27 protein-coding genes are annotated in these 21,401 nt (G+C 72.7%); 16 read left to right on the top strand and 11 right to left on the bottom strand.

Translation table 11 applies throughout. From position 1 onward, the window contains the following. The first annotated feature begins 35 nt into the window (after window positions 1-35). Entirely contained in the window at window positions 36-1,097 is a 1,062-nt protein-coding gene (locus FE634_RS17780; protein ID WP_262347474.1) for an alpha/beta hydrolase, read from the top strand. A 28-nt stretch (window positions 1,098-1,125) separates the two neighbouring features. Here the strand turns inward: FE634_RS17780 and mshD are convergent, their stop codons facing one another. Next, window positions 1,126-1,974: a mycothiol synthase gene (mshD, locus tag FE634_RS17775; protein WP_138876653.1), complete on the bottom strand. Its 849-nt coding sequence runs from the start codon at window positions 1,972-1,974 to the stop codon at window positions 1,126-1,128. Further along, complete coding sequence (locus tag FE634_RS17770) at window positions 1,974-2,336, bottom strand: DsrE family protein (protein WP_138876652.1); 363 nt, start codon at window positions 2,334-2,336, stop codon at window positions 1,974-1,976. Before FE634_RS17770 ends, mshD begins: the two co-directional genes overlap by 1 nt. A 100-nt stretch (window positions 2,337-2,436) precedes the next feature. Here FE634_RS17770 and ygfZ point away from each other — a divergent pair, with 100 nt between their 5' ends. Next, window positions 2,437-3,369 carry a CAF17-like 4Fe-4S cluster assembly/insertion protein YgfZ gene (ygfZ, locus tag FE634_RS17765; protein WP_138876651.1) on the top strand — a complete coding sequence of 311 codons (933 nt, stop codon included), beginning with the start codon at window positions 2,437-2,439 and terminating at the stop codon, window positions 3,367-3,369. A gap of 14 nt (window positions 3,370-3,383) precedes the next feature. On the opposite strand, the gene FE634_RS17760 is transcribed toward ygfZ, so the two are convergent. Next, complete coding sequence (locus FE634_RS17760; protein ID WP_137293713.1) at window positions 3,384-4,118, bottom strand: winged helix-turn-helix transcriptional regulator; 735 nt, start codon at window positions 4,116-4,118, stop codon at window positions 3,384-3,386. Window positions 4,119-4,204: 86 nt separating this feature from the next. On the opposite strand from FE634_RS17760, the gene FE634_RS17755 reads away from it, so the two are divergent. From FE634_RS17755 to FE634_RS17740, 4 genes are all read left to right on the top strand, one after another. Beyond that, window positions 4,205-4,507 carry a MoaD/ThiS family protein gene (locus FE634_RS17755; protein WP_212721653.1) on the top strand — a complete coding sequence of 101 codons (303 nt, stop codon included), beginning with the start codon at window positions 4,205-4,207 and terminating at the stop codon, window positions 4,505-4,507. An 8-nt stretch (window positions 4,508-4,515) separates the two neighbouring features. After that, window positions 4,516-4,863: a thioredoxin family protein gene (locus FE634_RS17750; RefSeq protein ID WP_262347473.1), complete on the top strand. Its 348-nt coding sequence runs from the start codon at window positions 4,516-4,518 to the stop codon at window positions 4,861-4,863. Between the two features lie 310 nt (window positions 4,864-5,173). Continuing rightward, entirely contained in the window at window positions 5,174-6,022 is an 849-nt protein-coding gene (locus FE634_RS17745; protein ID WP_137293711.1) for a sulfurtransferase, read from the top strand. Between the two features lies 1 nt (window position 6,023). Further along, entirely contained in the window at window positions 6,024-6,320 is a 297-nt protein-coding gene (locus FE634_RS17740) for a DUF1416 domain-containing protein (protein WP_134766783.1), read from the top strand. 107 nt (window positions 6,321-6,427) lie between these two features. Here FE634_RS17740 and dtd read toward each other — a convergent pair whose 3' ends face one another. Then, entirely contained in the window at window positions 6,428-6,886 is a 459-nt protein-coding gene (dtd, locus tag FE634_RS17735; RefSeq protein ID WP_138876649.1) for a D-aminoacyl-tRNA deacylase, read from the bottom strand. Window positions 6,887-7,033: 147 nt separating this feature from the next. Between dtd and FE634_RS17730 the strand changes: the two genes are divergently transcribed. Genes FE634_RS17730 through FE634_RS17710 form a run of 5 tightly spaced genes read left to right on the top strand, consistent with a single transcriptional unit; the run spans window position 7,034 to window position 10,614 of the window. After that, the gene (locus FE634_RS17730; RefSeq protein ID WP_148240828.1) at window positions 7,034-8,122 is read left to right on the top strand and encodes a hypothetical protein; all 1,089 of its coding nucleotides are present in this window, start codon (window positions 7,034-7,036) and stop codon (window positions 8,120-8,122) included. After that, window positions 8,123-8,764 carry a hypothetical protein gene (locus tag FE634_RS17725; RefSeq protein ID WP_138876647.1) on the top strand — a complete coding sequence of 214 codons (642 nt, stop codon included), beginning with the start codon at window positions 8,123-8,125 and terminating at the stop codon, window positions 8,762-8,764. 30 nt (window positions 8,765-8,794) lie between these two features. Further along, window positions 8,795-9,664 carry a beta-keto acid cleavage family enzyme gene (locus FE634_RS17720; RefSeq protein ID WP_138876646.1) on the top strand — a complete coding sequence of 290 codons (870 nt, stop codon included), beginning with the start codon at window positions 8,795-8,797 and terminating at the stop codon, window positions 9,662-9,664. Between the two features lie 10 nt (window positions 9,665-9,674). Continuing rightward, on the top strand, window positions 9,675-10,169 hold the full coding sequence (locus FE634_RS17715; RefSeq protein ID WP_138876645.1) for a heme-binding beta-barrel domain-containing protein: 495 nt from the start codon (window positions 9,675-9,677) through the stop codon (window positions 10,167-10,169). Beyond that, window positions 10,162-10,614 carry a Fur family transcriptional regulator gene (locus FE634_RS17710; protein ID WP_138876644.1) on the top strand — a complete coding sequence of 151 codons (453 nt, stop codon included), beginning with the start codon at window positions 10,162-10,164 and terminating at the stop codon, window positions 10,612-10,614. The genes FE634_RS17715 and FE634_RS17710 overlap by 8 nt, the downstream gene beginning before the upstream one ends. An 80-nt stretch (window positions 10,615-10,694) precedes the next feature. Here FE634_RS17710 and FE634_RS17705 read toward each other — a convergent pair whose 3' ends face one another. The 5 genes from FE634_RS17705 to cysC form a co-directional block, all read right to left on the bottom strand. Beyond that, window positions 10,695-11,984: a sulfate adenylyltransferase subunit 1 gene (locus FE634_RS17705; protein ID WP_138876643.1), complete on the bottom strand. Its 1,290-nt coding sequence runs from the start codon at window positions 11,982-11,984 to the stop codon at window positions 10,695-10,697. Beyond that, window positions 11,984-12,898 carry a sulfate adenylyltransferase subunit CysD gene (gene cysD, locus FE634_RS17700; protein WP_137293703.1) on the bottom strand — a complete coding sequence of 305 codons (915 nt, stop codon included), beginning with the start codon at window positions 12,896-12,898 and terminating at the stop codon, window positions 11,984-11,986. Before cysD ends, FE634_RS17705 begins: the two co-directional genes overlap by 1 nt. A 166-nt stretch (window positions 12,899-13,064) precedes the next feature. Then, a complete protein-coding gene (locus FE634_RS17695) occupies window positions 13,065-13,274 on the bottom strand; it encodes a hypothetical protein (RefSeq protein ID WP_138876642.1) in 210 nt (69 codons plus the stop codon). A 32-nt stretch (window positions 13,275-13,306) separates the two neighbouring features. Continuing rightward, window positions 13,307-14,299 carry a sulfite exporter TauE/SafE family protein gene (locus tag FE634_RS17690; RefSeq protein ID WP_137293701.1) on the bottom strand — a complete coding sequence of 331 codons (993 nt, stop codon included), beginning with the start codon at window positions 14,297-14,299 and terminating at the stop codon, window positions 13,307-13,309. Further along, window positions 14,299-15,534 carry an adenylyl-sulfate kinase gene (cysC, locus tag FE634_RS17685; protein ID WP_262347472.1) on the bottom strand — a complete coding sequence of 412 codons (1,236 nt, stop codon included), beginning with the start codon at window positions 15,532-15,534 and terminating at the stop codon, window positions 14,299-14,301. Before cysC ends, FE634_RS17690 begins: the two co-directional genes overlap by 1 nt. Before the next feature lie 40 nt (window positions 15,535-15,574). Here cysC and FE634_RS17680 point away from each other — a divergent pair, with 40 nt between their 5' ends. The 5 genes from FE634_RS17680 to FE634_RS17660 all read left to right on the top strand — a co-directional run bounded on the left by FE634_RS17680 (window position 15,575) and on the right by FE634_RS17660 (window position 18,939). Next, window positions 15,575-16,543: an asparaginase gene (locus tag FE634_RS17680; RefSeq protein ID WP_148240827.1), complete on the top strand. Its 969-nt coding sequence runs from the start codon at window positions 15,575-15,577 to the stop codon at window positions 16,541-16,543. 135 nt (window positions 16,544-16,678) lie between these two features. Further along, window positions 16,679-17,200, top strand: a complete 522-nt coding sequence (locus FE634_RS17675; RefSeq protein ID WP_138876640.1) for a helix-turn-helix domain-containing protein — start codon at window positions 16,679-16,681, stop codon at window positions 17,198-17,200. 3 nt (window positions 17,201-17,203) lie between these two features. Beyond that, on the top strand, window positions 17,204-18,049 hold the full coding sequence (locus FE634_RS21190; RefSeq protein WP_187366745.1) for a hypothetical protein: 846 nt from the start codon (window positions 17,204-17,206) through the stop codon (window positions 18,047-18,049). A 120-nt stretch (window positions 18,050-18,169) separates the two neighbouring features. Further along, a complete protein-coding gene (locus FE634_RS17665) occupies window positions 18,170-18,451 on the top strand; it encodes a DUF2516 family protein (protein WP_137293696.1) in 282 nt (93 codons plus the stop codon). Between the two features lie 125 nt (window positions 18,452-18,576). Then, entirely contained in the window at window positions 18,577-18,939 is a 363-nt protein-coding gene (locus tag FE634_RS17660; protein WP_137293695.1) for a phosphomannose isomerase type II C-terminal cupin domain, read from the top strand. Here FE634_RS17660 and FE634_RS17655 read toward each other — a convergent pair. Then, window positions 18,909-20,312 carry a sugar nucleotide-binding protein gene (locus FE634_RS17655; RefSeq protein ID WP_148240826.1) on the bottom strand — a complete coding sequence of 468 codons (1,404 nt, stop codon included), beginning with the start codon at window positions 20,310-20,312 and terminating at the stop codon, window positions 18,909-18,911. The two genes, FE634_RS17660 and FE634_RS17655, sit on opposite strands and share 31 nt — an antisense overlap. A gap of 63 nt (window positions 20,313-20,375) precedes the next feature. Next, the gene (gene rfbB, locus FE634_RS17650) at window positions 20,376-21,377 is read right to left on the bottom strand and encodes a dTDP-glucose 4,6-dehydratase (RefSeq protein WP_137293693.1); all 1,002 of its coding nucleotides are present in this window, start codon (window positions 21,375-21,377) and stop codon (window positions 20,376-20,378) included. Between the last annotated feature and the right edge of the window lie 24 nt (window positions 21,378-21,401).

Below are 21,401 nucleotides of genomic sequence, written 5' to 3'. Positions count from 1 at the left end.
TATCCCTGCGGGGAGGGCGGCGCTACCGTCGCTGCGTGGCTGTCGACGTGCGGGTGCCGGACCGGGTCATGACCATCAGCCTGCGGGCGTTCATGGCATTGCCCGCGCCGCTGCAACGGGTCCTGGCCGGGCGCCGCGTGGTGCTCGACGGGCAGACGCTGGCCGCCGACACCCAGCTCACCCTCCGGCTGCAGGCCCGCACCGTGCCGGCCGCCGAGTCGCTCCCGATCCCCGAGGGCCGGGTGGTGGTCGACCGGCTCTCGGCCATCGCCGGCGGCACCCAGCCGATCGGCGCGGTGCGCTCGCTGCCGGTCGCCGGCCTGCCCGGGCGGCTCTACACGCCGACCGGCGCCTCGGGCGCGATGCCGGTGCTGGTGTTCTTCCACGGCGGCGGCTTCATGTACGGCGGCCTCGACTCCCACGACGCCGTGTGCCGCGTGCTGGCCGAGCAGGCCGGCGTCCGGGTGCTCGCCGTCGACTACCGGCTCGCCCCCGAGCACCCGTTCCCCGCGGCCTTCGACGACGCGGTGGCGGCCTACGAGTGGACGGTCGCGAACGCCGCCTCGATCGGCGTCGACCCCGACCGGATCGCCGTCGGCGGCGACTCCGCGGGCGGCAACCTGGCGACCGGCGTGGCGCTGCACGCCGCCCGCGCCGGCCTGCCGCTGGCCCTGCAGCTGCTGGTCTACCCGGCCACCGACGCGACCCGCGACACCCACAGCTACGAGCTGTTCGGCGAGGGTTTCTTCCTGAGCCGGCGGTTCATGGAGCTCGCCACCGCGAGCTACCTGCCCGACGCCGGCGACCACCGCGACCCGCGGGCCTCGCCGGCCTTCGCCGACGTGCCGGCCGGCACGGCGCCGGCCTACGTCGCGACCGCGGGGTTCGACCCGCTGCGCGACGAGGGCGAGGCCTACGCCCGCCGGCTCGCGGACGCCGGTGTCGACGTCGAGCTGCGCCGCTTCCCCGACCAGATCCACAGCTTCTTCAACGTCGTCGCCGGCGCGCGCGGCTCCCGCGCCGCGATCGACGAGATCGCCCGGGCGCTGGGGTCCGGGCTCCGGTCGCGCGACGCGGCCCGGGCCGCCGGCGCCTGAGCGCCCCGCTGGCCGTCCGTGGCGGCGGTCAGGACCCCGGTGCGTCCGGCCGGGTGTACTGCACGTGGGTGTCGGTGGCGGCGTGCTCGAAGCCGAGCCCGGCGTAGACGTGGACCGCCGGGGCGTTGTCGGACTCGACGTAGAGCAGCACCTCCGCGACGCCGAGCCCGGCGAGGTGGTGCAGCCCGGCGAGCGTGAGCAGCCTCCCGAGACCGCGGCCCTGGGCGCCCGGGCCGATCGCGACGACGTAGACCTCGCCGAGCGCGGCGTCGTGCTGCTTGGTCCAGTGGAAGCCGAGCAGCGCGCCGGTCCCGGTGTCGACGGCGAGGAGCAGGCCGGCCGGGTCGAACCACGGCTCCGCCATCCGCTCGGCCAGGCCGGCGGCGTCCAGGCCGCCCTGCTCGGGGTGGTGCGCGAACGCCGTCGCGTTGACCTCGAGCACTGCGGCGGCGTCGTCGTCGCGGTAGCCACGCACCTCGACCCCGGCCCGCTCCTCGAGCGGGGGCAGGGCCCGCGACGTCGGGCGGCGCATCACCCAGAGCTCGCGGGTGCGGGCGAAGCCGAGATCGGCCGCGATCCGCGCGGCGGCGGGGGCGTCGCCGTGGGACCAGGCGCGGGTGGCGCCCGCCGGCTCGGCGGCGCGCGCGAGCCGGCCCCCGAGGCCGCGGCCCCGGGCCGGGGGAGCCACGGCCAGCGTCAGCTCGCCGTCGCGGACGAGGGCGAACCCGTCCGGCTCGGTCCAGAGCCCGGCGCCCTCGAGGCCGCGGTGGCGCAGCGCGAGGTCGGCGGCCTCGTCGAGCGGGTCGTGGCCGTCGCCCTCGACGCAGGCGGCACGGACGGCGGTGACGACGTCCAGCGCGTCCAGCGGGGCGGTCATCAGTACACCAGCGCCTGGACGTCGGGCTGCAGGACCAGCTCGGTGAACGAGGCGGCGCCCGCGATCCGCGCGCCCTCGACGAGGTCGGCCTCGGTGATCGAGCGCCGCGTCGCGCACTGCGAGCAGACCGTGACCCGGCCACCCGAGCGGACGACCTCGACCAGGTCGGCGGCCGGCGTCGCGTGGGCGAGGCCGAGGTCGGGACAGCCTTCGCGCACGCCGAACCACACGGCGTCGCCGGTGAGCCAGAGCGACACCTCGGCGCCCGCCGCGACCGCTGCTCCGGCGACGGTCAGGCCCTGGTTGGCGCGCTCGGGGGCCTCGGCCCCGCAGGTGATCTTGACGGCGAGGGGGCGGGTCACGCCGTCCAGCCTAGTGACGGAGCCGGTCGGTGCGGCGTCCCTGCTCGGCGCCGGCCGGGAATCCTGGGGCCTCGGGAGCCGTTCTGCCAGAGTGGACGACATGACCAGCCCCCTGCTCGCCCTGCCCGGAGCGGTCGCCGGCAACGGCGTCGACGCACCGGTCGCCGCCCACTACGGCTCGTTCAACGGCGAGCAGCGGTTCCTCGAGTCGGGGGAGGGCTTCGTCGACCTGTCGCACCACGACGTGCTGCGGATCGAGGGTCCCGACCGGCTGACCTGGCTGCACAGCCTCACCACCCAGCACCTCCTCGAGCTCGCGCCGGGCGTGGAGACGCAGGCACTGGTGCTCAGCCCGCAGGGTCACGTGGAGCACGAGCTGCGGGGTCACGACGACGGCGAGGCGCTGACCGTCTGGACCGAGCCGGGGGCCTCCGGGGCGCTCGTGGAGTTCCTCGAGCGGATGAAGTTCATGATGCGCGTCGAGATCACCGACGTCACCGCCGGCCTCGCCCTCACCTGGCGCCCGGCCACCGGGCACCGGCTGGTGCCGCGGGCCGACCTGACGACGTACGCGGCGGCGACGGAGCCGGCCGCCGGGCTGTGGGCCTACGAGGCCCTGCGCATCGCGCGGGGCGAGCCGCGGTTCGGCCTCGACACCGACCACCGCACGATCCCCAACGAGGTCGGCTGGATCGGTCCCGCGGTGCACCTCGACAAGGGCTGCTACCGCGGCCAGGAGACCGTCGCCCGCGTGCACACCCTCGGCCGCCCCCCGCGCCGGCTGACGCTGCTGCACCTCGACGGCTCGGAGAACCGGCTGCCCGCCGCGGGCTCCCCGGTGCTGCTCGGCGAGAAGGAGATCGGCACCGTCGGCTCCTCGGCCCGCCACCACGAGCTCGGCCCGATCGCGCTGGGCCTGCTCAAGCGCAACACCGCGGTCGACGCCGAGCTGATGGTCGACGGCGTCGCCGCCGCCCAGGAGGTGCTGGTCGACCCCGAGGTCGGGCTGCACGTGCGGCCCAGGCTGCGCTGACCCCGGCGTCGGACTCAGGCGTGCTGGCGACCGGAGATCCGCGCGGCGTCGGCGGCGGAGTCCTTCTCCTTGGCGGGCAGGACGAAGCGGTAGCCGACGTTGCGGACGGTGCCGATGAGCGTCTCGTTCTCGACGCCGAGCTTGGCGCGCAGGCGGCGGACGTGGACGTCGACGGTGCGGGTGCCGCCGAAGTAGTCGTAGCCCCACACCTCCTGGAGCAGCTGCTGGCGGCTGAAGACGCGGCCGGGGTGCTGGGCCAGGAACTTCAGGAGCTCGAACTCCTTGAAGGTCAGGTCGAGCGGGCGGCCGCCGATCTTGGCGGTGTAGGTGGCCTCGTCGACCACGACCTCGCCGGAGCGGATGACGTGGGCGTCGGGGTCGGCGGCGTTGCGGGCCGCGGTGAGCCGGCCGATCGCGAGCTTGACCCGGGCCTCGAGCTCGGCCGGTCCGCAGGTGTGCAGCACGACGTCGTCCATGCCCCAGTCGTGGCTGACGACGGACAGGCCGCCCTCGGTGACGACGAGGAGCACGGGCACGTCGGTGCCGGTGGTGCGGATCAGCCGGCACAGGTCGCGGGCGCCGGCGAGGTCCTGGCGTCCGTCGACGAGCAGCAGGTCGGACTCCGGCGCCTCGAGGAGGGCGCTGCCCTCGGCCGGCAGGATCTTGACCTGGTGTCCGAGCAGCGCGAGCGCCGGCAGGACGGCGGCCGACGGCTGGAGTGCACTGGTCAGCAGCAGAAGTGTGCTCACGGGGGGTCCCTCCCACACGAAACGCGGGTGAGACCGAAACACGTCACTGGGCTCCGGCCTTGTTACAGGGTGGAGAATAGCGAAACGTGAGCGACACAGTCAGCGAAGTCGACGGAAGTGAGACCCAGGTCATCCTGGTGCGCTACTGGGCCTCGGCGCGGTCGGCGGCCGGGGTGGACTCCGACACGTTCGCGGTCGACGGCCCCGTGAGCCTGCGCGACCTCCTCGACAGGGTCGTCGCCGCCCACCCCGGGAGCCGGCTGCCGCAGGTGCTGGAGGTCTGCTCCGTGCTGGTCGGCGACCGCCCCGTCTCGACCCAGGACCCGACCGACGTCCTCGTCGCCCCCGGGGCCTCGGTGGAGTTCCTGCCGCCGTTCGCGGGCGGATGAGCGGGCGGGTGGACGGGCGGGTCGACGGGCGGGTCGACGGGCGGGTGGACGGGCCGGTGCTCGCCGGCACGCCGTGGGCCGACCTCCTCGGCGAGCGGGCGACGCTGGTGCAGCTCAGCTCGGCGTTCTGCGCGCCGTGCCGCGCGACCCGGCGCGTCCTGGCCGGCGTCGCCGCCGGCACGACCGGGGTCGCGCACGTCGAGATCGACGCCGACCAGCACCTGGAGCTGACGCGCCGGCTCGGGATTACGCGGACGCCGACCACGCTGGTCCTCGACGCGGCCGGGCACGAGGTCGTGCGGGCCGAGGGGGCCCCGACGCGCGAGCAGGTCCTGGCGGTCCTGCCCGCTCCCTGACGGGCGATCGCTGCCTCTCGACCGGGGCTTGTCTCGCATGGTGGATGCGTCGTCCGTCCAGTGAGACGATCGAGGGAATAGATCGGCCCTTGTCCGTACTGTTCCTGGTATGTCGACGACGTGGCTGACCAAGCGCAGGGCAGTGGATCACTGCCGCACGCGCTCGTCGCTGTGTCCGATGCCCTGACGGGCGCTGTCCCTCTCGCCGTGTCTGCGGCCTGACGCCGTCCCGTCGCACCCGATCACCGCCGTGCCCGCGCGCCGCCGGCCGGTACCAACGTCGCTGCACCCAACCGAAAGGCAACCCGACATGACCCGCGAGAACGCTCTCGTCACGACCCAGTGGGTCGAGGACAACCTCGACACCCCCGGGATCGTGATCGTCGAGGTCGACGAGGACACCACGGCCTACGACAAGGGCCACATCCAGGGAGCGATCAAGCTCGACTGGTCCACCGAGCTCCAGGACCAGGTGCGCCGCGACTTCGTCGACAGGGCCCAGTTCGAGGCGCTGCTGTCGGGCAAGGGTGTCGGCAACGACGACACCGTCGTCCTCTACGGCGGCAACAACAACTGGTTCGCCGCCTACGCCTACTGGTACTTCAAGCTCTACGGCCACCAGGACGTCAAGCTCATGGACGGCGGCCGCAAGAAGTGGGAGCTCGACTCCCGCGAGCTCACCGCCGACCTGCCCGAGCGCGCCGCGACGACGTACACCGCGCAGGAGCAGGACCACTCCATCCGGGCCTTCCGCGACGATGCCGTCGCCGCGATCGGCGTCCAGAACCTGATCGACGTCCGCAGCCCCGACGAGTACGCCGGCCGCCTGCTCGCCCCGGCCCACCTGCCGCAGGAGCAGTCGCAGCGCGCCGGCCACGTGCCGACGTCGCTCAACGTGCCGTGGAGCAAGAACTGCAACGACGACGGCACCTTCAAGTCCGACGACGACCTGAGGAAGCTCTACGACGAGGTCGGCCTCGACCAGTCGAAGGACACCATCGCCCTGTGCCGCATCGGTGAGCGCTCCTCGCTGACCTGGTTCGTGCTCAAGGAGCTGCTCGGCCACGAGAACGTCAAGAACTACGACGGCTCCTGGACCGAGTACGGCTCGCTGGTCGGCGTCCCGATCGCCCTCGGCGACGAGCCCGGGGAGGCCTGACATGTGCGGAGCAACGGAGGGCGGCCTGTCGCTCGACGGCGTCAACGTCGCCAAGGAGGCCGTGATCCAGGGCCAGGTCGTCCGGGCCGGGGAGCCCGTCGGCAACGCCTACGTGCGGCTGCTCGACCGGACCGGTGAGTTCACCGCCGAGGTCCCGACCTCGGCCAGCGGCCACTTCCGCTTCTTCGCCGGCGAGGGCCAGTGGACCCTGCGGACGCTGGCCCCCAAGGCCACCCCCGTCGACAACCTGGTGCACGCCGCCGTCGGCAGCGTCGCCGAGGTCACCGTCGCCATCTGACCCACTCAGTTCACCGGCCGCCCCCGAGCAGCCCACCGTCGACCCGTCAGTGATCACTGACGGGTCGACGGCGTTTTCGCGCTGACCCGTCGCTGATCAGCGACGGGTCAGCGGGCGGGTGGGTTCGGGGGTGGGGTGGGTTCGCGCTCGAGGAGCACGGTGAAGGGGCCGTCGTTCACCGACGTGACGCGCATGTCGGCGCCGAAGACCCCGCGTTCGACCCGGGCGCCCAGGCCCACGAGGGCGTCGCACACGGCGTGGTAGGCCGGCTCGCTCACCGCGCCGGGAGCGGCGGCCTCCCAGGTGGGACGCCGGCCCCTGCGCGCGTCGCCGTAGAGCGTGAACTGGCTGACCACCAGCAGCGGGGCGCCGACGTCGGAGGCCGACCGCTCCTCGCGCAGGATCCGCAGGCCCCACACCTTGCGGGCGATCCAGTCGACCTCGGCCGCGCCGTCGCCGTGGGTGACGCCGAGGTAGACCAGCAGCCCCGGCTCCTCGATCGCGCCCACGACGACGCCGTCCACGCTCACCGACGCCTGCTCGACCCGCTGGATGACTGCTCTCACGGGTCCATCGTCGCGCACGGGGGTGCGGCGTCCGGTGGCCTGTGGAGGAGTCGTTGACCCGGCCCGCGCACCCGTGATGGAGTCTCGCCACTCTCGGGGAAAGAGGTACTGGAAATGCGTGTCAGGCTCTCGGTAGCAGCAAGCGGAATGATGATCGTGGCGCTGGTGGCGCCCGTGCCGGCGTCGGCCTCGGTCGGTGCCCCACCCGGACCCTGCGCCGGCGGACCACCCGGACCACCGCTCGCGCAGGGGCTGGTGCCGGACGGCGCCCAGGTGCGCGCGTTCGCCCGCGCGGACGCGCACACCCAGGTCGGTGACGAGCTCGCCGAGGTGGAGCTGTGCGTCACCGTCGACAGGGACGACTTCACCGTCCACGCCGACCCGTCGGAGCTGTCCTCGGCGCACGTGCAGGCCGACGGGGTGCTCGACTTCAGGGTCGTCGCCGAGTCGGGCTCCGGCGAGCTCCTCGTCGACCACGCGTCGGCTCGGTTGTCACCGGTCGACGGTGCGGCCCGGTGGGAACGGGTCACGGGGTCCGGCGGCCCCCGGTCCGGGGCGGCGCCGATCGGGGGTCTCGTGCAGCTCGGCGCGCTCGCCGACGCCGGTCGCGCGGTCGCGCCGGTCGCGCGGGCCGCCTCGACGGCGTGCGTGCCCACCGTCATCAACTCGAACTGGGTCAAGGCCCGGATCGCCTCGATCTTCCCGGCACCGGGCCTGAGGGCGCGGCTGCGGGTCGTGCACTCGGGCGGCGGGTCCTACCAGGTGGCGATGAAGGTGCCGAACCATCCCGTGCAGAGGGTGGAGATGATGCACGCCGACGGCGGCTGGGGAGCGGTCACGAGGCTGAGCGGCGCCCAGGTGCACTGGAGCACCAGCGTCCGCTACCTGACGATCGACAACCGCTACCGCGCGACCGACGGGACCTGCCAGTACTACCTGACCTTCGAGCCGGACCAGGAGTCCGGCGAGCTGACGAAGGAGCCGGCCGCTCGACCGGACTACGACAGATGTATCCGGGTGGCGGCCGGGAGGTGGCTCCGTGCCGATGCGGGCGGCAAGCCGTACTCCCTGACCTACGGCGTGAGTGCGGCCGGGGTCGTCGGCGTCAGCCTCGGTGTCACCAAGAACTACGGCGAGTCCTCGCACGCACTGGTGTACGAGATCCCTCCGGGCGGGCGCCGGATGTGCGGCAAGGACGCTGCTCCCGCTGCCGCCTCCGTGGTGATGGGGAAGTAGGTGCGGCGCCTGGTCCTGTGGAGCGTGCTGCTCCTCGTGGCGGTCCTGACCGCCTGCGGTGCGGGGGAGGATCGCGACGGTGACCGTCGCACGGACGGTCCGCTGCGGCCCCAGGCCGGGTCCGGGGCGACGCTGGCGACCCCGACCCAGGACGGGCGCACCAAGACCGTCACGTTCGGGCTGCTGCTGTGCAGCGACGACCAGACGCAGGAGATCGTCCTGGACGCCGTCCGCTACGACACCGTGCCAGCCACCCTGCCCACCGACTGGAGCGGCGACGACGGGCGGCCGGCGATCGGGACGTACCTCCGGTCGATCCCGTCGCCGGCGAGCGCCGGGCGCGACATCCTCCCCGTCGCGTCAGCCGTCGGAGCCCCGCAGACCCTCGACGGAGACGTCGTCGGCCTGGACGACGCGTCCTCGGTCTCCATCGACCGGCCCTGCGACGGCTACCTGGACGACGACCGGACCTGGCCGCTCGTCGAGCTGCTGACGGTCATCACCGCCGACGAGGGCGGCGCGATGGCCACGAGGACCCACATCGACTACCACGTGGGTGAGGAGACCTACACGACCACGGTGGACTGGAGGCTCGCGATCTGCGGGACCGCGATGCCGCGCGGCGCCCGGTGCCGGCGCTGAGGGCGACGGGTCTCTGGCAGCATGCCAGGCATGTCCGCCGCACCCGTCAGCCCGACCGCCGCCACCGTCCCGCCCGAGGCCCTGCTCGTCACCGTCGCCCCCACGGGTGCCGAGACCAGCAAGGCCGACTGCCCGCAGCTGCCGACCACGCTCGAGGAGCTCGTGGTCACCGCGCAGGAGTGCGAGGCCGCCGGTGCGGCGATGGTGCACGTGCACATCCGCGACGACGAGCACCGCCCGACGCTCGACGAGGGCCGCCTGCACGAGACGGTCGCGGCCCTGCGGGAGAACACGGGGCTCGTCGTCCAGCTCTCCACCGGTGGCTCGGTGCACGACCCGCTCGACGCCCGGCTGAAGGTGCTCGACGCCGCGCCCGACTCCTGCAGCCTGACGATGGGCACCACCAACTTCGGCGACGACGTCTTCTCCAACCCCTGGCCCTTCGTCTGCGACCTCTACCAGCTCAGCCAGGAGCGTCAGGTCGTGCCGGAGTTCGAGCTGTTCGACCTCGGCCACGTCGCAGCCCTGGAGCGGCTGCTGAGGACCTACGGCCTGCCCCACGGCGGGCGGGTGCACGTCGATCTCGTCATGGGCGTCCCCGGCGGCATGCCCGGGACGACCGACGCGCTGGTCGCCGCCGTCCACGCGCTGCCCGACGCCGTCACCTCGTGGGGCGCCACCGGCATCGGCCGCAGCACGCTGGCCGTCGGCCTGGCCGCGCTCAGCAAGGGCGGCCACCTGCGAGTCGGGATGGAGGACGTGCTGACCCTGAGCCGCGGCGTCCCGGTCGAGCGCAACAGCCAGCTCGTCGAGCGGGCCGTCGCGATGGGCGAGCTGGCCCAGCGGCGTCCGATGACGCCGGCGGAGGCACGCGTGCTGCTCGGGACCCGGCCGCTCTAAACTCGACCCCATGGCCTTCCAGATCCCCGAGAACCTCCACCCCGACTGCGGGCCCGTCGTCTGGCTGCTCGGCACCTGGCACGGCAACGGTCGCGGCGACTACCCGACCATCGAGGCCTACCAGTACAAGCAGGAGGTCGTCTTCCAGCAGGACGGCCGCCCCTTCTTCCACTACTTCGCCCGTTCCTGGGTGATCGACGAGAACGGCGAGACGATCGGCCAGGGCGCCCAGGAGACGGGGTTCCTGCGCTGCCTCCCGGAGGGCAGGCTCGAGCTGGTGCTGGCGCACAACACCGGCATCAGCGAGGTCTGGTACGGCGTCGCGGAGGCCGGCAAGGTGGAGCTGCGGACCGCGGGCGTGAGCTTCACCGAGACCGCCAAGGAGGTCGTCGCCGGGCACCGGCTCTACGGCAACGTCGAGGGCGACCTGCTCTACGCCTACGACATGGAGGCCGAGGGTCACCCGCTGCAGCCGCACCTGTGGGCCAGGCTGCAACGTGCCTGACGAGGGTCACGCCGACGTCGACTGGCGCGCCGAGCTCCGGAGCCGGGGCTACCGGCTGACCCCCCAGCGCGAGCTCATCCTCGGCGCGATCGACGAGCTCGGGCACGCCACGCCCGACGAGGTCCTCGCCCACGTGAAGAGGTCGGTGTCCTCGATCAACGCCTCGACGGTCTACCGCACCCTGGAGGTGCTGGAGGACCTCGGCCTGGTGCGGCACGCCCACCTCTCCGACCGCGCGCCGACGTACCACTCGGTCGGCGGGCACGAGCACTTCCACCTCAAGTGCCGCACCTGCGGCACGGTGCGGTCGGTCGACGTCGAGGTGGCGCGCGCGCTCACCGACCGGCTCGACGCCGACCTCGGCTTCGTCGCCGACGTCGGCCACCTCACGGTCTTCGGCGACTGCCGCGACTGCCTCGCCGCGCCGGAGCCCGCGCCACTCTGAGACGGCGGCGCCGCTCGCGCCCCACCGGACGACGAAGGGCCGGCCACACGTCGTGTGGCCGGCCCCGCGTGACGTGCGGGTCAGGCGCCGCTGTTGATCATCCCGGCGCCGACGGTGATGCCGGTCGCCTCGTCGATGAGGATGAACGAGCCCGTGGTGCGGTTCTGCGAGTACGGGTCGCACAGCAGCGGCACCGTGGTGCGCAGCTGGACACGGCCGATCTCGTTGACGCCGAGCTCCTTGGTCTCCTGGTCGCGGTGCAGCGAGTTGACGTCCAGGCGGTACTGGATGTCCTTGACCAGGGCCCGGGCGGTGCGGGTGGTGTGCTTGATGGCCAGCTTCTGCCGCGGCTTGAGCGGCGTCGTGGTCATCCAGCAGACCATCGCGTCGATGTCCTGCGAGGGCGTCGGGGCGTTCTTGACGCGGGCGATCATGTCGCCGCGCGAGACGTCGACGTCGTCGGCCAGGCGGACGGTGACCGACATCGGCGGGAACGCCTCGGTGACCTCCTGGTCGAACAGGTCGATGCCCTCGATGGTCGAGGTCATGCCCGAGGGGAGCACGACGACCTCGTCGCCGGGCTTGAGGACGCCGCCGGCGACCTGGCCGCCGTAGCCGCGGTAGTCGTGGTGCTCGTCGGACTTCGGCCGGACGACGTACTGGACCGGGAACCGGACGTCGACGAGGTCGCGGTCGGAGGCCACGTGCACGTGCTCGAGGTGGTGCATGAGCGTGGGACCGGAGTACCAGCCCATGTTCTCGGAGCGGTTGACGACGTTGTCGCCGGCCAGCGCCGAGATCGGGATGACCTCGAGGTCGGGGATGTTGAGCTTGGTCGCGAAGGTGGTGAACTCGGCGTGGATCTTCTCGTAGACGTCCTGCGAGTAGTCGACGAGGTCCATCTTGTTGACCGCCAGCACCAGGTGCGGGACCCGCAGCAACGAGAGGATCACCGCGTGGCGGCGGGACTGCTCGGTGAGGCCCTGGCGCGCGTCGACGAGCACCAGGCCGAGGTCGGCGGTGGAGGCGCCGGTGACCATGTTGCGCGTGTACTGCACGTGGCCCGGGGTGTCGGCGATGATGAACTTGCGGTTGGGCGTCGCGAAGTAGCGGTAGGCCACGTCGATGGTGATGCCCTGCTCGCGCTCGGAGCGCAGCCCGTCGGTCAGCAGCGCGAGGTCGGTGTAGTCGTAGCCCTTGGCCGCGCTGGTGGCCTCGACGGCCTCCAGCTGATCGGCGAAGATCGACTTGGAGTCGAGCAGCAGGCGACCGATCAGGGTCGACTTGCCGTCGTCGACCGAGCCGGCCGTGGCGAAGCGGAGCAGGTCCATGTTGGTCGCGGTGGTCGCGCCCTCGGTGGTCTCGGACATCAGAAGTACCCTTCCTTCTTCCGGTCCTCCATGGCAGCCTCGGAGAACCGGTCGTCACCGCGCGTCGCGCCGCGCTCGGTGAGCTTGGCGATCGAGATCTCGGCGATGATCTCGGGGATGGTCGACGCGGTGGACTCGACGCAGCCGGTGAGCGAGATGTCGCCGCAGGTGCGGAACCGGACGGTGCGCTCCTCGACGGTCTCGCCCTCGCGCAGGGGGTTGAGCGGGGTCTCGCTCATCAGCATGCCGTCGCGCTCGAAGACGCGGCGCTGGTGGGAGAAGTAGATGTCGGGGATCTCGATGCCCTCGCGGCCGATGTAGTCCCAGATGTCGAGCTCGGTCCAGTTGCTGATCGGGAAGATCCGCATGTGCTCGCCCGCGTGGATCCGCCCGTTGTAGAGGCTCCACAGCTCGGGACGCTGCATCTTCGGGTCCCACTGGCCGAACTCGTCGCGGTGGGAGTAGACGCGCTCCTTGGCGCGGGCCTTCTCCTCGTCGCGGCGCCCGCCACCGAAGGCGGCGGTGAAGCCGTTCTCCTCGATGGCGTTGAGCAGGGTGGCGGTCTGCATCCGGTTGCGCGAGGTCTTGCCGTCGTCGATCACCACGCCGTTGGCGATGGCGTCGTCGATGCTGGCGACGACGAGCTTGACGCCCAGGCGCCCGACCCAGTTGTCGCGGGTCTCGAGCACCTCGGGGAAGTCGAGCCCGGTGTCGATCTGCAGGACCGGGAACGGGATCTTGGCGGGGTAGAACGCCTTCTCGGCCAGGCGCAGCATCACGATGGAGTCCTTGCCGCCCGAGAACATCAGGACGGGCTTCTCGAACTCTGCGGCGACCTCACGGAAGATGTGGATCGACTCCGCCTCCAGCTGGTCGAGCTGGCTCAGCCGGTAGTCGGCATGCGTGGTGGTCATAAGCGGGATGGGGCCTCTCGAAGGGGACAAGCGCGCTCGGCACGGCAGCCGTCATCGTAGCCGCGTGCTCGGATCAGCACGAACACGACGAGTATGTCGATCCGGTCACCCTAGTTCGGGACGTCGGCAGGCGCGGCGCCGACCGGAGGGTGGGACGTGGCGCGGCTCAGCGACCGCGTCGCCACAGGGCGCCGCAGCAGCCCACCCCGACCAGCCAGAGGCCGATGATCGGCAGGTCGCCGGAGTTGACGCCGTTCTGCCGCGTGATGCCCAGCAGCATCTCCCCGGAGCCGGGGCCGTCGCCCTTGACGAGCAGCAGCGACAGCGCCGTGAGCACCAGCACGACGACGCCGAGCAGGACGCGGTCGGCGCGCACGGCGGCTCAGCCCCCGGCCCGGGCCGCCGGGCTCACGCGGACGGCGTGCCGGTGCGGTCGGTCTTCGAGGTGCCCTCGAGGTCGGCGACGTACGGGGCGCCGAACATCGGCAGGCCCTGGCCCTTGCGCAGGACACCCCAGACCAGCGGCACGAGCACCACCATCGCGATGCCGGTGGCGGCGATGAAGTACGGGGCGCCGTCCTTGCCGAACGGCTCCCAGCCGGCCTTGCCGAGCAGGGCGACGCCCGACATGGTCAGGACCACGACGATCGCGCGACGGATGAACGACTGCGGCACCTTCGGCGCGATCTTGCTGCCCAGGATGGTGCCGGGGATCGAGCCGACGAGCAGGGGGATGAGCAGCTCCCAGTCGAGGCCGTGGATGGCGATGTTCGAGATGGCGGCGGCGAGCACGAGCGGGACCGCCTGCACGAGGTCGGTACCGACCAGCTTCACCGCGGACAGGCCCGGGTAGAGCATGAGCAGCGCGACCATGATGACCGAGCCGGAGCCGACGCTGGTGATGCCGACGAGCAGGCCGCCGAGGGCGCCGACGAGCAGCGTCGGGACCGGCCGGATGCGGGGGTTCTCGTCGCCGACGTGGCCACCGGCGCGGAGCTGGCGCAGGTTGATGTAGAGGCGCAGCGCGTAGGTCCCCGCCGCCAGCAGCAGCGCGATCCCGATCGCGAACTTCAGCGTCTGGTCGAGGTCCTCGGGGTCGGTGAACGTCTTCAGCACGTAGGGACCGAGCAGTGCCATCGGCACCGACCCGAGGATCAGCCACTTCGCGAGCTGCAGGTTGGGCGAGCCCTCGCGCGAGTGCACGATCGCCCCTCCGGACTTGTAGACCGCCGCCGCGGTGAGGTCGGCCGCGACGACCGCGGACGCGGCCTGGTGCGGCGCGAGGAACAGCAGCGCCGGCGTCATCAGCGCACCGCCGCCCATGCCGGTGAGGCCGACGACGATGCCGACGAAGAAGCCGGCGGCGAGGATGCCGAGCGCGGTCGCGGTGAACAGGTCCATCAGATGATCCTCTCGGGGACGACGGGCTGCGGTGCGGCGACGCGCAGGTCGGCGTAGCCGGCTTCTGCGAGTGCGTCGAGGACGTCGCCCAGCGCGTCGTCGATCGTGCGACCCGTGGTGTCGACGCGGACGTCGGCGTCCTCGGGCTCCTCGTAGGGCGAGGAGATGCCGGTGAACTCGGGGATCTCGCCACGGCGGGCCTTCGCGTACAGGCCCTTGCGGTCGCGGCGCTCGCACTCCTCCAGCGGGGTCGCCACGTGCACGAGGAAGAACGCGCCACCGGCCTCGTCGACCATGTCGCGCACCTGGGCGCGGGTCTCGGCGAACGGCGCGATGGGGCTCACCACGACGACCCCGCCGTGGCGGCTGATCTCGGCCGCGACCCAGCCGATCCGGCGGATGTTGGTCTCACGGTCGGCCCTGGAGAACGTCAGGCCGGCCGACAGGTTCCGGCGCACGACGTCGCCGTCGAGGCTGGTGACGGTGCGGAGGCCCTGCTCGAGCAGCCGGTCCACCAGCGCGCGGGCCAGGGTCGACTTGCCGCTGCCGGACAGGCCGGTGAAGAACAGCACCAGGCCCTGGCGGTCCGGCGCCGGCTGGTCGGCCTCGAGGATGTCGTCCAGGGAGGCCAGGGGCTCGCCGGCCTCGACGAGCCCGACGACACGGTCCCCGCCCGGGCCGCCGGCGTAGGCCGCGGTCACCTGGACGCCGAGGTCGTGGTCGGCCTCCGCGTCGTCGTGCGCGGCCAGGGGGACGGCGACCACGACGGCGTCCGGCAGGTCGGCCGCGACGCGCAGGGTCGCGCGCAGCAGCGCGACGGGGGAGAGGTCCGGGGTGCCGTGCCCGACCAGTGCCAGCAGGACCAGCGGGCCGAGCCCGGTCAGCTGGGCGAGCTGGTCGTCGGTGACGGGTCCGGTGACCGGCACGACCGTGCGGCCCGCGTGCTGGGCGCGCACCTCGGCCGGCGTGAGGTGGAGTCGCCGGAAGGGTCCGTGCTGCGCGGTGGTGAGCGGCTCGACGCGGCGGGCGCCGTCGGCCTCGAGGTGCACGAGCGCGAGGGGGAGACCCTCGGGGTCGACGAGCTCGACGACGGGCTCGCCGGCGAGGGCGTCCGGGAGGGTCAGGGTCAGGGGGCTGCCGGGCGTCCCGAAGGACGCGACGGGGGCGGCGCCGGACACGATCAGCTCGAGGTCGTCGAGCTCGCGCGGCGTCGGACAGTGCTGGGGGCTCGACACGGGGGAGATCATGCCAAACTCGCGTCGATAACCTGACTTCATGAGCACTGTGCAGAACGACCCCGCGGGCCGGCGGCCCGAGATCGTCGCCGAGATCGTCCGCTCCGGATTCGTGGAGGGCCACCACCACGGTTCCCTCGTGGCCCTGGACGCCGACGGCGCCGTCGCGTGGTCGGTCGGTGCGGCCGACGTGCCGGTGCTGCCGCGCTCGTGCAACAAGCCGCTCCAGGCGCTCGGGATGGTGCGGCTCGGGCTCGACCTGCCCGACGACCTGCTCGCGCTCGCCTGCGCGTCGCACTCCGGGGAGGACTTCCACCTCGACGGCGTCCGCCGGATCCTGGCCTCGGCCGGCCTCACCGAGGACGCCCTGCAGACCCCGCTCGACCACCCGCTCGACGACGTCGCCTGCGAGGCCGCGATCCGCGCCGGTCGCGAGCGCGACCGGATCTCGATGAACTGCTCCGGCAAGCACGCCGCGATGCTGGCCACCTGCGTCCTGCAGGGCTGGGACCCGGACACCTACCTCGACGTCGCCCACCCCCTCCAGGTGGCGCTCGCCGCCACCTTCGCCGACGTCACCGGTGAGCCGGTGGAGGTCGTGGCCGTCGACGGGTGCGGTGCCCCGCTGCTCTCGACCTCGCTCGTCGGGCTGGCCACCGCCTTCCGCGCGCTCGCCGTCGCCGACTCCGGCCCCGAGCGCCGCATCGCCGAGGCGATCCGGGCGTTCCCGGCCTTCGTCTCCGGCACCCGCCGCGACGAGCTCGCCCTGCTCACCGCCCTGCCCGGCGCGATCGGCAAGGCCGGCGCGGAGTCCTGCTACGCCGTCGCGCTGCCCGACGGCCGGGCCTTCGCGCTCAAGACCGACGACGGCGCGCCCCGCGTCCGGCCGGTCCTGATGGCCGCCGCGCTGCGCCGCTCCGGCATCCGGTCAGACGCCGTCGACGCCACCGGGCGGCACCCGCTGCTCGGCGGCGGGGTGCCGGTGGGGGAGATCCGCGCGGTGTTCTGAGCGCCCGCACGCGGCACCGGACGGGCGCCGGGCGGGCCTCCGGAAGGGCGGCTCCGCGGGCCGCCGGATCGCGTGTGACCAGTCCCACGCTTGCTGTGTTTGCATTTTGCTAGCAACAGCAAGCACTCTGGGGACATGGCGAAGAGCAAGGTCGGGCAGACCGTCGACAAGGTCGGACAGACCGTCGACAAGGTCGGACAGACCGTCGAGTCGCTCGGCGACTACCTCCGGGAGCAGCGGGTCGCCTCCCGCCTGTCCCTGCGGCAGCTCGCCCAGCAGGCGGGCGTCTCGAACCCCTACCTGAGCCAGATCGAGCGCGGGCTGCGCCGGCCGTCGGCCGACGTCCTGCAGCAGCTGGCCAAGGCGCTGCGGATCTCGGCCGAGCAGCTCTACCTCCGCGCCGGGATCGTCAGCCCCGGCAGCGACGTCGCCGGCACGGTCGAGATCGCCGTCCTCGGCGACCCCGGCCTGACGGAGCGGCAGAAGCAGTCGCTGCTCGACGTCTACTCCTCGTTCCTCGCGATGAACGCGACCGACGAGGCGACGAGCAGCCCGCGGACCGCGGACCACCCCGCCGGCACCGATCGCACCGCCAACCCCACCGACGACCCCACCGACCACCCCACCGACCACCCCACCGACCACCAGGAGAGCTGAACCATGGCCAAGACCAAGATCGACTTCAAGTCCCTCGAGATCCCCGCAGCCGCGCTGACCCCGATCTACGCCTACGTCGGCGCCGGCGACCTGGCCGTCACCGCCGTCAAGGAGTACGTCGCCGACGTGCAGAAGAAGCTGACCGGCTACCAGAAGGACGTCGAGACCCGCGTCGCCGACGTGCAGAAGAGCGTCACCGGCTTCGACGCGGCGAAGGCCCGCGAGTCCGCCCTCGAGCAGGCCCGGGCCCGGCGCGACAAGGTCGAGGCCCGGGTCGCCGAGCTCCAGGCCGAGGCCCCCGCGCTGCCGACGAAGGTCCAGACGGCCGTCAACGACAACGTCGCGACCCTCACCAGCACCGTGACCACCACCGTCACCACCACCTACGGCGACCTGGCCAAGAGGGGCGAGGCCGTCGTCCGCGGCACCCGGCTCCCCTCGTCGGCCAGCGTCGAGGTGAAGGTCAACTCGACCAAGCCGTCGGCCAAGACCGCGACCGCCACCAAGCCCGCCCCGCGCAAGGCCGCCAGCACGACCGCGACCAAGCCGGCCGCCCGGAAGGCCGCGACCACCACCGCGAAGCCGGCCACGGCCACGAAGGCGACCCCGGCGCGGAAGACGGCCACCACGGCGACGGCCGCCAAGCCCACCGCCACGAAGGTCCCCGCCAAGAAGGCCCCGGCCACCAAGAAGGCCCCGGTCGCCACGAAGGCCCCGGTCGCCAAGAAGGCCCCGGCCACGAAGAAGGCCACCCCGGCCAAGGCTCCGGCCAGCACCACCGCGCCCGCCACCCCGGCCGCCACCCCGGCGCCGTCCACCACGACCACGTCGGACGCGCCCTCGGCCTGAAGGGACGACGACGCGCAGCTCGCGCTGTTCTGAGCCGCCCGTCCCGGCCCGACGCCCGGAGCCCCCGCAGCCATCGGCCGCGGGGGCTCCGTGCCGCGTGGCGATAGGGTTCGCCTCACCATGAGCGTCTTCCAGATCCAGAGCACCGTCTCCCTGCTGGTGTTCTTCGTCGGGCTCAGCGTCGCGATCTTCGCCTTCATCAACTCGCTGCTGTACTCCGCCGAGTCCTACGACGCCGCCAACAAGCTGACCAAGACGGCCTGGTCGACGATCCTCGGTCTCGGCGTGGTCATCTACTTCGTGCCGGTCCCGATCCCGCTGGTCAACATCATCCTGCTGGTGGCGGCGCTGGTGTACCTCGCCGACGTCCGTCCGGCCCTCGCCGGGCTCCGCCGCCGCTGAGGAACCCCGCTCGCCCGTTCACCCCTTGAAGGGGACCCCCGACGGTGCCGCCGGGTTATTGTCGGTTACTCGGCAGTCACCTTCGACCTCGCCGCTCCATCCACGTCACGCACCCGGGGGACCCAGTGATCGGCGACCACACCACCAGGCCGTGGGGTTCCTGGACCGTCCTCGACGAGGGCGACGGCTTCAAGGTCAAGCGGATCACCGTCGCGCCGGCCCAGCGGCTGAGCTACCAGACCCACGAGCACCGCGCCGAGCACTGGACCGTCGTCGCCGGCCGCGCCACCTGCGTGATCGACGACTCGGTCCTGGTGCTGCGCTCGGGCGAGTCGGTGCGCGTCGACATCGGCCAGGCGCACCGGATCACCAACGAGGAGGACGAGGTCCTGGTCCTCATCGAGGTCCAGCTCGGCGCCTACTGCGAGGAGGACGACATCTGTCGCCTCCAGGACGACTACGGTCGCGAGGCCTCGGTCACGCAGTAGCGCTCCAGCGCCACCGCGGCGTCCTCGGGCTCGAACCCCGTGGCCCGCAGCTTGGTGAGGTCGAAGGCGCTGTGCGCCGGCCGCGGGGCCATCGCCCGACCGACGGCGTACTCGGCCGTGGTGGTCGCGGTGACGTCGCCGGGGTCGCGGCCGCTGAGCGCGAAGACCCGTCGGGCGACGTCCGCCCACGACATCGGGTCGCCGCCGTTGCTCACGTGGTAGGTGCCGAAGGCGGCTCGTGACTCGAGCAGGTGCCGCGTCGCGCGCACGAGCTCGTCGGTGAACGTGAGCCGCCCGACCTGGTCGCCCACGACGGCCGGTGAGACGCCGTCGCCGGCGAGCCGCTGCATGGTGCGCACGAAGTTGTGTCCCTCGCCGATGACCCACGAGGTCCGCAGCAGGTAGTGCCGGGCCGCGGTGCCCACCGCCAGCTCCCCGGCTGCCTTCGACTGCCCGTAGACGCCGTGCGGCGCCAGCGGCTCGTCCTCGGCGTGCTCGGCGACCGCGCCGTCGAAGACGTAGTCGGTCGAGTAGTGCACCAGCGTGAGCCGGTGCGCGTCCGCGATCCTGGCCAGCGCCGCGGGGGCGGCGGCGTTGGCGGCCCAGGCGGCGGCGCGACCCTCGGGGGTCTCGGCCGCGTCGACGGCGGTGTGGGCGGCGGCGTTCAGGACGACGTCGTGGTCGTGCCAGGGCCACGTCTCGAGGGCTCCGCCGGGACTCGTGTCGGTGACGTCGAGCTCGGCCCGGGTGACGCCGAGGGCCCCCGGGATCGCGGCCACCAGGGCCCGTCCGAGCTGGCCGCCGGCCCCGAGCACCAGCGGCCGCGGCGCGGCGACCGGCGTGACGTCGGCGAGCCGGGGGTTGTAACGGTCCTTCTCGGAGACCTCGGCCTCCTCGAGCGGGATCGGCCACGCGACGGCGGCGTCCGGGTCGGCGAGGTCGAGGGCCGGGTAGCTGGTGCCGGGGCGCCAGTGGTCGTTGACGAGGTAGCTGTAGGCGACGCCGTCCTCGAGGGTCTGGTAGCTGTTGCCGACGCCCCGCGGGACGTAGACGGCCACCGACGGGTCGAGCTCGACGGTGAACGTGGTGCCGAACGACGCCCCGGCGCGCATGTCGACCCACGCCCCGAACGCCCGGCCGGTGCTGACCGAGACGAACTTGTCCCACGGCTCGGTGTGGATGCCACGCGTCGCGCCACGGCGGGTGTTGAACGAGACGTTCTGCTGCACCGGCCCGAAGTCGGGCAGGCCGAGCGCCGTCATCTTCGCGCGCTGCCAACCCTCCTTGAACCAGCCGCGGGCATCGGCGTGCACCGGCAGCCGCACGACCAGCAGGCCCGGGATCGGGGTCCTCTCGACGGCGAGCTCAGCCATTCGTCGGCCTGGGTGCGCGGGCTGCGGTGGTCTCGACGCGCGGTCGCGACCTCGCTGTCGACCTCACGCCTGCCCCTTCGCCGCGTAGGCCGCCTCGGTGGCGTCCTTGCCGGGGCGCCACCACGACTCGTGGTCGCGGTACCACTCGATGGTGCGGGCCAGGCCGGTCGCGAAGTCGGGGAAGGACGGCGTCCAGCCGAGCTCGGCGCGCAGCTTGGAGGAGTCGATCGCGTAGCGCAGGTCGTGGCCGGCGCGGTCGGTCACGAGGTCGAAGTCGTCGGCGTCGCGGCCGAGGTGCTCGAGGATCATCCGGACCACCTCGAGGTTGTTCCGCTCGCCGTCGGCGCCGATCAGGTAGGTCTCGCCGATCCGGCCGCGCTCCAGGATCGTCCACACCGCCGAGGAGTGGTCCTCGGCGTGGATCCAGTCGCGCACGTTGGTGCCCGCGCCGTAGACCTTCGGCCGCCCGCCGTCGAGGACGTTGGTGATCTGGCGCGGGATGAACTTCTCCACGTGCTGCCAGGGGCCGTAGTTGTTCGAGCAGTTGCTGATCGTGGCCTGCACGCCGAAGCTGCGCACCCACGCGCGCACCAGGTGGTCGGAGCCGGCCTTGGCGGCGGAGTAGGGGCTGCTCGGGTTGTACGGCGTGGCCTCGGTGAACCGGGCCGGGTCGTCGAGCTCGAGGTCGCCGTAGACCTCGTCGGTCGAGATGTGGTGCAGCCGGGTGCCGTGCCTGCGCGCGGCCTCGAGGACGCAGAAGGTGCCGACCAGGTTGGTCTGGATGAACGGGCCGGGCTCGCTGAGCGAGTTGTCGTTGTGGGACTCGGCGGCGAAGTGCACGATCGCGTCGTGCTCGCCGGCGAGCCGCTCCACCAGCGGCTGGTCGGCGACGTCGCCGACGACCAGGTCGACGCGGTCCTCGGGCAGCCCGTCGAGGGACTCCCGGGACGCCGCGTAGGTCAGCTTGTCGAGCACCGTGACGGAGGCGTCGGTGCGGCCGAGGACGTGGTGGACGAAGTTGGAGCCGATGAACCCGGCCCCGCCGGTCACGAGGATGCGTTGCACGGGCCAACCCTAGAGGGGGCGGGC

This window comes from Nocardioides sp. S-1144, assembly GCF_005954645.2.
GTDB lineage: Bacteria > Actinomycetota > Actinomycetes > Propionibacteriales > Nocardioidaceae > Nocardioides > Nocardioides dongxiaopingii.
This window is presented reverse-complemented; position numbering and strand designations above follow the sequence as displayed.

Coding starts and splice junctions, on each gene's coding strand:
- FE634_RS17715 (WP_138876645.1), top strand. CDS start 9,675: ATGGCCTTCCAGATCCCCGAGAACCTCCACCCCGACTGCGGGCCCGTC.
- FE634_RS17675 (WP_138876640.1), top strand. CDS start 16,679: ATGGCGAAGAGCAAGGTCGGGCAGACCGTCGACAAGGTCGGACAGACC.
- cysD (WP_137293703.1), bottom strand. CDS start 12,898: ATGACCACCACGCATGCCGACTACCGGCTGAGCCAGCTCGACCAGCTG.
- FE634_RS17705 (WP_138876643.1), bottom strand. CDS start 11,984: ATGTCCGAGACCACCGAGGGCGCGACCACCGCGACCAACATGGACCTG.
- FE634_RS17680 (WP_148240827.1), top strand. CDS start 15,575: ATGAGCACTGTGCAGAACGACCCCGCGGGCCGGCGGCCCGAGATCGTC.
- FE634_RS17690 (WP_137293701.1), bottom strand. CDS start 14,299: ATGGACCTGTTCACCGCGACCGCGCTCGGCATCCTCGCCGCCGGCTTC.
- FE634_RS17655 (WP_148240826.1), bottom strand. CDS start 20,312: ATGGCTGAGCTCGCCGTCGAGAGGACCCCGATCCCGGGCCTGCTGGTC.
- mshD (WP_138876653.1), bottom strand. CDS start 1,974: ATGACCGCCCCGCTGGACGCGCTGGACGTCGTCACCGCCGTCCGTGCC.
- FE634_RS17740 (WP_134766783.1), top strand. CDS start 6,024: ATGTGCGGAGCAACGGAGGGCGGCCTGTCGCTCGACGGCGTCAACGTC.
- ygfZ (WP_138876651.1), top strand. CDS start 2,437: ATGACCAGCCCCCTGCTCGCCCTGCCCGGAGCGGTCGCCGGCAACGGC.
- FE634_RS17665 (WP_137293696.1), top strand. CDS start 18,170: ATGAGCGTCTTCCAGATCCAGAGCACCGTCTCCCTGCTGGTGTTCTTC.
- FE634_RS21190 (WP_187366745.1), top strand. CDS start 17,204: ATGGCCAAGACCAAGATCGACTTCAAGTCCCTCGAGATCCCCGCAGCC.
- FE634_RS17720 (WP_138876646.1), top strand. CDS start 8,795: ATGTCCGCCGCACCCGTCAGCCCGACCGCCGCCACCGTCCCGCCCGAG.
- FE634_RS17730 (WP_148240828.1), top strand. CDS start 7,034: ATGATGATCGTGGCGCTGGTGGCGCCCGTGCCGGCGTCGGCCTCGGTC.
- FE634_RS17745 (WP_137293711.1), top strand. CDS start 5,174: ATGACCCGCGAGAACGCTCTCGTCACGACCCAGTGGGTCGAGGACAAC.